This is a genomic window from Bacteroidota bacterium (assembly GCA_016720935.1).
In the GTDB taxonomy this organism is placed as follows: Bacteria; Bacteroidota; Bacteroidia; order AKYH767-A; family 2013-40CM-41-45; genus JADKJP01.
In genome coordinates this window covers 296,903-309,105 of sequence record JADKJP010000002.1, presented here as the reverse complement: position 1 = coordinate 309,105, position 12,203 = coordinate 296,903, and the positions used below count along the sequence as shown (strand labels likewise).

The following is a 12,203-nucleotide window of genomic DNA, read 5'->3' as shown; positions in this document are numbered from 1 at the left end:
TTAATTGAGGAGCCTGTTAAGTATGTGTAATTTCGGGTCACGAAGAAAGCTTTACAGCACAACAAAATTTGACACACAGCTCCCTGGCTATAAATAAAGCAACCCAAAAACCAGTCAAGAGACTGCTTGTCCAAAACCGGGATCATCACTACTTTCTATTTATTCTCTCTATTAATATCCTTAAAAATCATCTTTCATGAAAAAAATATTTAGCACTTTATTCTTTGGGATATTCCTGTTACTTGTAAATCCAAAATTTCTCACAGCACAATCCATTCAATGGATTCACGATGCCGGTTCACCTTCTTTCAGTGCCATTGAAAATGGTACCGCTGTGGATGCTGATGAAAGTGAGAACGCCTATGTAATTGGACATCTTTCAATTGACAGCTACTTCTCCGGTTTGTTTGTTCCCGCTAATCAGGATGGTTTTCTTGCTAAATATAATGGAGCCGGAATTGTTCAATGGGTGCGAACATTTGGAGGAACCGGCTCAATTGACATTCAGGAATCGGCCGTGAAAGTATCTGTTGCAGATAATGCTGTTTACGTGTGTGGTGCTTTCCGTACGCAAAATTTTAATCCTACTGTCACTTTCGATACAATTTCTTATACCTATGCCGGAAATAGCAGGCATGGTTTTTTGGCAAAGTATGATTTGAATGGAAATATTCAATGGATGAAACATGGTGGAGGCATTGGAGTTGGCGCAAGTTTCAATGATATTGATATTGATGACCAGGGACGAGTGGTTGTTGTTGGAACTGTTGACGGAACCAATCTTTTCGACACGCTCTCCTTAAATTACAATGGCGGAATTTTACTTCGCTACCTTCCAGATGGTACACGCACAGACCTCATACAACTGAATGACGTAAGTGCAATTCATCAGGAGGCAAGAGAAATTGAAGTAGCATCGGGGTCAGGAAACATTTATGTAGGCGGTGCATTTTTCGACAACATCACCCTGAATGGATTTACTGCTAACGCTTCGGTCTTCAATGTTTTTGAGTTAAAGCTTGATAGTAATCTCACATGCCAATGGCTGAGCAGTGGTGGTGGGACAAATGGAACCTGGATAAACGGCCTTGCAATTGACAGCAATGAGAACACTTACATTACAGGTCATGCAAGTGGAGATACGGTGCAATTTGGTTCGCAATATTTTAATGGGTACACCATGTTCGACAATGAAATAATTACATTAAAAGTAAATGCATCAGGTACACCATTGTGGCTGAGGCATGGTGGAAGTAGTGTAAACGATGAAGCTTTGGATATCATCGCAGATAAAAACGGAAATACTATAATAACAGGATTTCTTGGCGGGAATGTTCTGACTGCAAATTTCGACACCGTTCAGGTAGCAATCTTCACACAAAGCACGCATTGCTTTCTTGCGCGTTATGATCCTAACGGAACTATTGTCTATGCGCGGGTTATGGGAGGTGGCTCAGATGATGCCGGCTCGGGACTTACATTGGCGAATGACAGCACCTTCTATTTTACGGGTACCGCAAAAAGCTCTGCTCCCTGGGACGCAATACTATATACTCCCTGCTGTCTTGACCCTAATTTTATAGTAGCGAAGTTCCATGACACATTCAATAACATAAGCACTGGCATCAACGAATTTTCAACATTGAATATTTCCTCGTTTCCGAATCCATTTCAATCAACGATAACTTTAGAGTTCAACATATCTGCTGCAAAAAATATTTCTCTTTCCGTTTATGATGTAACAGGAAGAAGTTTAAAAAATATTCCAACTCAAATACTCCAAAAAGGGAAGAATAGAATCACCGTTGATTTATCTGACTTGAACAATGGAATTTATTTTTGTCAGTTAACATCTAATAATGAAATACAAACAGTCAAACTTGTGAAACAATAGAATTTGGTGAGCTATACGGTAATTGATAATAAAAGGCATTCTTGTAGCTGTTCAAATTAAGTCCCGTGGTCATCTTTGTATGGCAATTTAACCAGGAAGGAAACATCCGGTTCAACCCAATTTTCTTCCCGTTCGGCGACTTTAAATTGAGGGTATTCCGAATGGTTTGTTATTTCGGGTCAGGATGAACACTACTCTACACACCAATCAACCCTCAAAAGTTACCGATTCTTTGGCCCAAAAAGGCAATCCGCAATTGGTACGGAATAACACCAAACTTGAAAAATATTTCAAAAAGGGGATTTTCCTTCTTCCCGGATTGATTTTGATTCTCTTGAACTTCGGAACTGCAATCGCCGATCCAAACTCCACCACCCATGATGCACATGATTTCAGCGCTGAAATCTGGAATACCTATAATTACACCACCACCCTCGGACAACAGCTTTGTCAACCCTGTCACACGCCGCACAACGCTAACCTGTCCGTTACGGAAGCTCCGCTTTGGAATCACGAGTTGTCAACGGCCAACTATACCTTTTTTGAAAGTATAAAAGATCAGTCTAATCTGGGCGTTACAGCTATCGACGGAACATCCAAACTTTGTCTGGCTTGTCATGATGGTACGGTTGCTTTGGGTTCTTTTGGCGGACAAGTAGGCACACAGTACATTACCGGCGGATATAATTTCAGCGCTGATTTGCGCAACGATCATCCTGTTTCCGTCGATTACCTTCAGGCACTTTCCGGAGGATATGGCGATCTTCACCAGACCACACATCTATTTTCTACTTACGATACGCTAAACCTTACTTACGTGGCAGGTTCGCAGCCGGTCTCAGCAATGCTCGATGCATCGGGAAAAGTTCAGTGCACATCCTGTCACAGCGCGCATTCCAACTCCACTCCTTACCTTATGAAAATGGACAACCGTGGCTCTGCACTTTGCCTGGCTTGTCATAATAAGTAAATAATAATTCAACTTTTAAAGAGGACGTATCGCTGCGTCCTCTTATTTTTGCCAAACGAACATCGTGTTCGACGGATGATAGCGGTTTGTTTCTTTTTCGATCAAAATAAAAGAAGTAGGCTCCCGGTTTTGCATGTCCGAAATAAGGATGATGTAGATGCTTAACTCAAGCATAGAATTTTCCAGAATAGTATTTATTTGATTCAGAAAATCTGCTTTGAAATAATTCCATTTATCGCCGAATAAAGACAGATTCTCTACTTTGGTGATGACAAAAACGCCGTCCAGTCATTTTCGAAAACTTCAACTCAAAACATTTTCCGGAGATCAAATTTTAAAACAATACCTTTACATAGCAATTGACAAATTCAATGTCTGCTTGAGTTGAACGTTTCTAAATATTTCAAAAGCTAAAATTTATTTCATGAAAATTTATGTAAAAAATATGGCTTGCGAAAGCTGCAAGATTGTAGTTAAAAAAGCGCTGAATGAACTAGACATTTCTCCGGTTAAAGTAGAATTGGGAGAAATAGAAACAAAACAGGATCTCACAATTGAGGAAAAGAAAGAATTGAATAACAAGATCAAATCCGCCGGACTTGAACTCCTGGAAAAAAAACAAGGAGTGTTGATTGAGAAAATCCGAAAAGTCATTTATAACTATGTCTACAAGTCAGACGAAAAACCTAATATCAAATTTTCTGTATTGCTTAGTGAGGAATTAAATCACAATTATAATTATCTGGCAAATTTCTTTTCAGAAGTAGAAGCCACTACAATTGAACAATTTATTCTTTCTTTAAAAATTGAACGTATAAAAGAGTTAATCATTTTTGGAGAAGATACGCTATCAGAAATCGCACACAAATTGCATTACAGCAGTGTGGCTCACTTATCTGCACAATTTAAAAAAATCACCGGCTTAACTCCGTCACACTTCAGGGCTCTGAAAGAAAAAAGAAGAATCACGATTCAAAATATTTAGTGCTTCAGCAATTTATATTTTATCTTATCAAACATAGAAAATCAGGTGCATGGTAAGTCTATGTTAATATCGATGATGTATGAGTCGGAATACATTACCTTTGCATCATGAAAGCACAGATTACTGACCGAAATCACATTGAGCTTCTGGTCAATACTTTTTATGATCGTGTGAAATTGCATCCCGTCCTTGGTCCGATTTTTAACGACATGGCCAAAGTTGACTGGAGTTTACATTTGCCAAAAATGTACAATTTCTGGGCAAGCATTCTTTTGGGTGACCAGAGTTATGAAGGCAATCCGATGACACGACATATTCAACTCAGTCGTAGCATTCCGATGGCAGAAAATGAATTCAACGAATGGATTACTCTTTTTACTAAAACGGTAGACGATTTATTTGAAGGAGAAAAAGCCGAAGAAGCAAAAACCAGAGCCGCGAATATCGCAAGGTTGATGTTGCACAAAATCCAAAGCGCCTGAAGGAATTTCCATTTAAGAAAAATGAAAGCCAGGGATGCTCAGAAGATTTTACCATAGGACGCCCCATGCCGTGTCGCCTGTCCTGGAGGAGTCTTTAACAAGGTAATTAAGCCCAGTGCCAGGATAAAAGAAATAAAAGTCAAAGCGATAATTTTAATTGTCGTTTTCATGTTCCGGGAGAATTCGAATGAAAGCCGCTCCCGAAAGAGCGGCTTTGAGATTTCAGAATTGTGATTTAATTATTGCTTTGCGCAGGAAGCACAAGTACAAGTTTCACATGTACAGATTTCACATGTGCAATTTGCTTTACCACAATTCTTCAGATTGGAACTTTGAGCGCTGAGGCTCATTTTTACATTTTTCATAGTGTTGTTTTTTAAAATTTACACTACAAATGTACAGCCCCCTGCAGGCACAGGCATTACACTACTTTGGGAAGGTGTTATAGAATTTTGGGGTTCGGTTTAAACCCGGTCCAGAGACTTTCGCTTCGAGGAACCCAGCTGTTTAAAATAGGTTGGCGTCAATCCGGTGATTTTCTTGAACTGACTGCTCAGGTGCGCGACACTGCTGTATTCCAGTTGAAAAGCAATTTCAGATAAAGTAAGCTGTCCGTATACAATCAACTCTTTGGCTTTTTCAATACGTTGCTCAATAAAATAATTCTCAATGGTGCGGCCTTCTATGGAAGAAAACAAACCGCTCAGATAAGTGTACTCGTGATTTAAATAAGAAGAAAGGTAAGTTGACAATTTACTTTTTTGATCTTTCTCATCTACTTCATTTCTCGCTTTTCTGATGACAAATTTTTTTATCTTTTCAATCAGGCCGCTTACATGTGAATCAATCAGTTCAAAACCTATTTCCTCCAGACTTGTTTTGAGAAGATCCTTCTGCTTCTGTGAAATAGTTCCATCAAGATGTATTTCCCCAATGAGTACTTTATGATATGGAATATGATTCTTTTTTAATATTGATTCCACTGCCATCATACAGCGATGGCAAACCATGTTTTTTACGAGTAAGAGAGAGGATGACATATGGGGCGTTTTTGTCAATTGTAAAAGTACGAAAACATAAGAGATTTGTTAAAATTGATTTTAACACTCCGGTGAAAAAGCCTATGAATCTTCATGTTGCCAATGTTCAGTTTTTTTTGAAAAATTTTCAGCCTCTGTAAAATTCCATTCAGTAATGGATTTTTCCCGTCCGACATATTTAATGATTACATTCTTCAATGTGAATATAGATTTGTTGCGAATTAATTCTTCAGAAATCCATCATTAAACAAACCCCTTCATTAAACAATGCACACAGCTATGAAAAAAAAGTTACTCTTCCTTTTTGGACTAATGTTGACCGGCACCCTTTGTTATGCATCCTTTTCGATCGACTGGATCCGTAAACCGGATCTTCTGGCGAATATTGGTGCAGCTATCACCAGGGATGCTGCTGACAATGTATACACCCTTACAAATAATGAGGGCTCCATCTATCTTGAAAAAAGAAATCGTTTTGGTGTCTTTCAATGGCAACAGATTTCCAGCACTACTGTCGCGCTGAATTATGAAAGACCGGTACAGGTGCATGTGGATCCACAGGGAAATCCTGTCGTCATCGGCTACCGCCACACCATGTCAAGTGATGGTGATAACGCCAATGCGCTGATTGTATTAAAATACGATCCTGCCGGTTCATTAATTTACAAAAGAATTTTCCCCGGAAGTTATAGCTATTTCAACAATAGCCAGTACTGGACACATGTCAGCAGTCAGATGGACAATAATGGCAATGTATATATTGGAACAGCCGGACTTGTTGGTTCATCCGCGAATTCAGGATACAATGTTGTAAAAGTTTCGCCGGCCGGAAACATCGTTCGGGTGAGCACAAAAAATTTTCCCTCTGTGACAAATTTTCATTTCGTCAGACAGATCCGTTTGTACGGTGATAAACTCGGGCTCGCGGGAGTTACCGATTATTCAACGGCCAATGCTTCAACCTGGGTTGTGGATACAGCGGGTAATGATATCTGGAGCGATGTATCCACTGGAGTGCAAGGCGATGATATCGCTTTCGACGCGAATGGAAATGCATACATGGTAACCTGGATTTCTACAGCTCAAATGGGTGATATAGCAGTATACAAATATGATCCGCTTGGAAATTCACTTTGGGTTCGCACTTTTGATTTTGGCGGGAGTGAGGTTGGTGGAAAAATTTTAGCCACACCGGATGGAAATTTTGCAATCATGGCTTCGGGAAACCAGGCACCCTCCACAAGTTATTATCTCGACTGGATTACTTTTAAAATAGATACATCCGGAACTCAGCTATGGTCAGATCGCTACGATGAAACTACACACAACGATGAATATCCGGGAGCATTCGCTGTTGATGCCGGGGGTAATATATACGTTACCGGAACAGGCGGACCTTTTCCCGGTGGTACTTCTATCATCAGTACAATACAAATGGTCACTGTTAAATACACTCCTTCGGGAACACGTGAATGGACTGCTCCCACCGATACATTCGCTACCGATAATCGTGGGAATGGAATCGCGATCGCAAGCGACAGCAGTGTATTTATCATCTCGTATTCTAATTCCGTGATCATTCATTATCTTGATCACAGCGGTACAGCTCCATGTACAGTTCCAACAAATATTTCGTCAACTGTTCTTGCGAATGATTCCGTACAGATTAACTGGAGCCCGGTTTCAAATGCTTATCTCTATCATGTACGTTTTAAAACATCAACTGCACTTGTCTGGGATGTTGTTTCTACAAACAATACTTCCTGCATACTTTCACCATTGTACGCCGGAACAGATTATGATTACGCTGTCGAAGCAATTTGCAGTAGTGGTCCGACAGGATATTCCGCAGTTCAGCAATTCACAACGAGTGGTACAGGCTATTGCACATCCATGGGACTCGACGCGACACACGAATGGATCGATCTTGTCTTTCTTGGTAGTCTGCTCAACAGCACACCATTGAGTGATGGTGGATATGGTGATTACACATTTCTCAGCGCTGATCTTTTACCGGGAAGTATTTACAATATCACCCTGAGCGCTGAGATGGATGTTCCTATGTATACCGAGAACTGGAAAGTGTGGATCGATTTCAACCGCAACGGACTCTTTAGCGATCCGGGAGAAGAAGTTGTTTCCTACTCTTCCAATCAGATAGGATGGGAAACCAGTACATTCCAGGTTCCGGCGAATGCTGTTCCGGGAGTGACACGCATGAGAGTATCAATGAAGGACGGAAGTCCGGTTCAAACACCCTGCGAAATTTTCAGCCTTGGCGAAGTAGAAGATTACAGCATCAATATCAATTCGATTACCGGTATTTCGCCGGAAGCAAATAAGCAACAAAACAGTTTATCTGTTTATCCAAATCCCGCCACCAATTTACTCATTGTAAATTCCGGAACATCAACAGGAACTGTTTCTTACGAAATTATGGATCTGACCGGAAGAACTGTTTTTGCCGATCCGTTTGCTCCGGCAGGAAAAATTTCAATTGATATTCAAAATTTAAATTCAGGAATTTATTTTGTAAAAATGAAAAATGAAAGCGGAACATCATCCGTAGTAAAATGGATGAAGCAATAGCAATTGTCTCCCCTGAAAAAAAATTAAAGAGGCCCGGTTAATCACCAGGCCTCTTTTGTTATATTTATTTTAATTCAAGCGCCACTTTGTTTGTGGCGCATGCCCGTGCGGCAGCAAACTACGACCTATGAATCCATGGCTAAAACATAAAGCAGTAATGGTCAACCAAAAATTTACCGTCTTTAAATTTCGGTATTTGTAGATCTGGGAGAGTAGCTAACGAGTAAAAGGCCTAAAATCACCAAAATTTCAACAATTTTCTTTCGTCTCTTAACACAATTTAATAAACTGCCTGCCTGCGATTTGTTAATTTCGGACCACAAAACCAAAACACAACGATTACCAGAACCAAACAATCATGAGAAAATCTACATTTTTTTATTGCCTCCTGGTTTCAGCTGCCGGTATCATTCATTCCGCATCAGGGATGGATCCGGTGGTAAAGGGAAACGAAGAAGCGAGTGCAGCAACATCTGAAATGGCACTCGAAGCAAATCCATTAACTGCAAAATGGACCGGACCTTTTGGCGGAATTCCACCATTCGACAAAATCAAAGTCGCCGACTTCAAACCTGCTCTTGAGATGGCGATGAATGAAAATCTTGCAGAGATTGAAGCCATTGCCAGCACTCCCGGTTCGCCGACATTCGAAAATACAATTGCCCCATTGGAACGCAGTGGTAAAATGCTCGACCGAGTTCAAACCATTTACGGAATCTGGAGTTCCAACATGAACAACGATGAATTCTCCGCTGTGGAAAATGAAATGGAACCAAAGCTTGCCGCTTTCTCGGATAAAATTTCTCAAAATGAAAAATTGTTCAAGCGTATCGAACTTGTTTACAACAGTCCTGAAAAAGGCAAACTGACAGCTGAACAACAACGACTTGTCTGGATCTATTATTCCAATTTCATTCGTGCGGGTGCACGATTGGATGACGCTTCCAAAAAGCGTTTGTCAGAAATCAACCAGGAGCTTGCAGGACTCTTCACCAAATTCAGTCAAAATCTTTTGGCAGATGAATCCGGTAAATTCCTTGAATTAAAAAGCGAAGCGGATCTTTCAGGTTTGCCTCAATCATTACGTGATGCTGCTGCCGGTAACGCGGAGAGAAAAAAACTTTCCGGATCGTGGGTTATTACCAATACACGTTCTTCTATCGATCCTTTCCTCACGTATTCCGATCGTCGTGACCTGAGAGAAAAAGCATGGAACATGTTTGTAAATCGCGGTGATGGCGGTGATGAACACGACAACAACAAAACCATTTCACAAATTCTGAAACTTCGCCAGGAACGCGCGAAATTACTCGGCTTCAAAACCCATGCACACTGGAGACTCGAGAATTCAATGGCCAAAACTCCCGAGAGAGCAATGGAATTAATGGAGTCTGTCTGGAAACCTGCCGTTAATCGCGTGCACGAAGAAGTTGCGGATATGCAGGCCCTCGCTGATAAAGAAGGAGCGAAAATCAAAATTGAACCATGGGATTATCGCTATTATGCAGAGAAAGTCAGAAAAGCGAAATACGATCTCGATCAGAATGAAGTAAAACAATATCTGCAACTCGAAAATTTACGTGAAGGAATGTTCTGGGTTGCCGGAGAACTTTTCAATTTCTCTTTCAAACCACTCAACAATGTTTCGGTTTATCAACCCGACATGCGTGTTTGGGAAGTCGTTGATAAAACTACAGGCAAACACATCGGACTGTGGTATTTCGACGCTTATGCTCGTCAGGGCAAACGCTCCGGCGCATGGATGAACGCTTATCGCAGTCAGCAGCGAATGGATAGTGAAATCACCACCATCGTTTCCAACAACGCGAATTTTGTGAGTGGAAAACCCGGCGAACCTGTTCTCATTTCCTGGGATGACGCGACTACATTGTTCCATGAATTCGGACATGCTCTACATGGACTTTCTTCGAATGTAACGTATCCATCAGTCTCCGGAACAAACGTTGTTCGCGACTATGTAGAATTCCCTTCACAACTTCTCGAGCATTGGCTCAGTACAAAAGAAGTGCTTTCCCGTTTTGCATTGCATTACAAAACAGGCAAACCGATTCCACAGGAACTTGTTGATCGCATTCACAATGCATCCACATTCAACAAAGGATTCACTACTGTAGAATATCTTGCCAGCGCGCTGGTAGACATGAAACTTCACCTTGCGGATGCAACAGACATTGACCCGGATGCATTTGAGAAGAAAACTCTCGAAGAGCTGGGTATGCCTCATGAAATTGTTATGCGTCACCGTACTCCACAGTTCGGACACGTATTCTCTTCCGATGGTTACTCCGCGGGATACTACAGTTATCTCTGGTCCGATGTGCTCACAGCTGATGCCTACAGTGCATTCACCGAAGCCGGTGGACCTTATGACAAAGAAGTCGCAAAACGTTTACGTGACAATATTTTCACTGTCGGTAACACCATTGACCCGCAGGAAGGCTTTAAAAAATTCCGTGGCAGAGATGCGTCGACAGATGCGTTGATGAAAAAACGTGGATTTCCAATAAAATAATAGAAGTTTTTCAACTCATTAGAACAAAGGACGCAAAGAATTTTCTCTGCGTCCTTTGCTTTAATGGGTAAAATAATTTATATCTTTCATAGACCTTATTCTTAAAAATAAAGGCTATGAAAAACTTTACTACTATTCTATTCGTTTCTTTATTGACTGTTCTTTCATCTTTAAAACTTTTTGCCCAGAATTACAGCACCGTCAATTTCGGAAACCCTGCAACATTCAGAAGTGAATTGAATAATAACCAGATTAGTCTTCATCAAAGCAATGATTATTACACATGGTCGCCTCTGAAAATTACAAGAATTCAATCTATCATCACTTTCCCTTCTGAAATTCATTACTACACATTTTATACATGGAGAGATACCGCTTCAGTGGATACGAATTGTGGATTTTGGGATGGCCCTTCATGGATGGGAAATGAAATCGTTGAATCCAACAATGGATTTACTTATTTGTTCAATGAAGCTGGCGATACAATCTTCGTGGATCAAAATGCTTCCTCCGGGCAATCCTGGGTTTTCTATCGCTTTCCAAACGGAGCTGAAATAAGAGCATCAGTAAACGGCTTTTCCTTTATGACTGTGGCTTCCCTGACAGATTCCGTGAAAAATATTTTGTTAGAAGTGTTCGATAGTCTTGGCCAACCAAATCCTTCACACCCCGCTAATAACCTATTTCTCCAGCTGAGTCAAAACAATGGCTGGTTCCGTACCATTTCCGTCAGGGAATTTCCGTCTATTGTACTTCCCTTGGTTCGCATTGATCCCATTCAGCTTCCTGAAAGCAAAGACATCTATGATTTTGAAATTGGTGATGAATTTGAATATACAGGACAATGTGTAAATTTTGGAGGGTCCTCTCCTTCCGGTTATTCTTATATCCGTATCGATGACAAATGGATGAATCCAACATTAGACACCGTTTCTTACAAACGATTTGTCATCACGTTGGGTTTGCAATTCAATCCGTTTCCTACACCTCATCTCGACAGCACTTTCACGTATATGGAAGATACTGTCTCTTACTTTTATTCCCATGCTCCCTTGTACACCACAGTTCCGGAAGAAAACAATACACCTTTACATCAATCATATCAGAATCCGGTGAATTGTTATCTGATGGATCAGGATACTGCTCTTTACAACAACAGATTATACTTTCGTGAAACAGATGGATATTTCGACCTCGATAATTCTCAAATACCATGCATCCGGTTCAATCACTTCGAACCATTATATTATGAATGGTATTATTCACCAGGACTAGGATTGGTGATATCAAGATTCAATGCAATGAGTCAAGCCGGCGACGATTGCATGCAGCATTTATTCTGGTTTCATAAAGGAGCAGAGACCTGGGGAAATTATGTGCCATTAACTTCGGGTATAAACGAAACGACATCTTCAATTTCATTTGATATACTTCCGAATCCGGCCGGGGCTTTGGTACGGGTGAACTTTCCAAATCAGTTACCTGAGAAGTTAAGCCTCTATTCCGGTGAAGGCAAACTGATTAATACATGGAATGTAAAAAGCAAAACAGTTTCACTGGATTTGTCTGATCTGTCTGCTGGAATTTACATTCTGAGTGTTGAAGGAAAAAATAATGTGGAGCGAAAAAGACTGATTCATTTTACGGAAAACAAATAAGAAGTATTCTTCTCCATCATGTGTTGATGTCAGAGATTCACTTGTTGAAATC

General features: G+C 40.6%; 8 protein-coding genes. 7 read left to right on the top strand and 1 reads right to left on the bottom strand.

Translation table 11 applies throughout. The features are described from left to right. The first annotated feature begins 196 nt into the window (after positions 1 to 196). The 4 genes from IPP86_01470 (at position 197) to IPP86_01455 (ending at position 4,331) form a co-directional block, all read left to right on the top strand. Complete coding sequence (locus IPP86_01470) at positions 197 to 1,894, top strand: T9SS type A sorting domain-containing protein (protein MBL0137182.1); 1,698 nt, start codon at positions 197 to 199, stop codon at positions 1,892 to 1,894. A 184-nt stretch (positions 1,895 to 2,078) separates the two neighbouring features. Continuing rightward, complete coding sequence (locus IPP86_01465; protein ID MBL0137181.1) at positions 2,079 to 2,864, top strand: hypothetical protein; 786 nt, start codon at positions 2,079 to 2,081, stop codon at positions 2,862 to 2,864. Between the two features lie 424 nt (positions 2,865 to 3,288). Then, the gene (locus tag IPP86_01460) at positions 3,289 to 3,849 is read left to right on the top strand and encodes an AraC family transcriptional regulator (protein MBL0137180.1); all 561 of its coding nucleotides are present in this window, start codon (positions 3,289 to 3,291) and stop codon (positions 3,847 to 3,849) included. Positions 3,850 to 3,956: 107 nt separating this feature from the next. Next, positions 3,957 to 4,331, top strand: coding sequence for a group III truncated hemoglobin (locus IPP86_01455; protein ID MBL0137179.1), 375 nt, complete (start codon positions 3,957 to 3,959; stop codon positions 4,329 to 4,331). A 464-nt stretch (positions 4,332 to 4,795) separates the two neighbouring features. On the opposite strand, the gene IPP86_01450 is transcribed toward IPP86_01455, so the two are convergent. Beyond that, complete coding sequence (locus tag IPP86_01450; GenBank protein ID MBL0137178.1) at positions 4,796 to 5,371, bottom strand: helix-turn-helix transcriptional regulator; 576 nt, start codon at positions 5,369 to 5,371, stop codon at positions 4,796 to 4,798. Positions 5,372 to 5,650: 279 nt separating this feature from the next. Between IPP86_01450 and IPP86_01445 the strand changes: the two genes are divergently transcribed. The 3 genes from IPP86_01445 to IPP86_01435 all read left to right on the top strand — a co-directional run bounded on the left by IPP86_01445 (position 5,651) and on the right by IPP86_01435 (position 12,151). Beyond that, positions 5,651 to 7,960 (top strand): T9SS type A sorting domain-containing protein, encoded by a 2,310-nt coding sequence (locus IPP86_01445; protein ID MBL0137177.1) that lies wholly within the window; start codon positions 5,651 to 5,653, stop codon positions 7,958 to 7,960. Between the two features lie 358 nt (positions 7,961 to 8,318). After that, positions 8,319 to 10,493 (top strand): M3 family metallopeptidase, encoded by a 2,175-nt coding sequence (locus IPP86_01440; protein MBL0137176.1) that lies wholly within the window; start codon positions 8,319 to 8,321, stop codon positions 10,491 to 10,493. Positions 10,494 to 10,609: 116 nt separating this feature from the next. Next, positions 10,610 to 12,151, top strand: a complete 1,542-nt coding sequence (locus tag IPP86_01435) for a T9SS type A sorting domain-containing protein (GenBank protein ID MBL0137175.1) — start codon at positions 10,610 to 10,612, stop codon at positions 12,149 to 12,151. Positions 12,152 to 12,203: the final 52 nt, after the last annotated feature.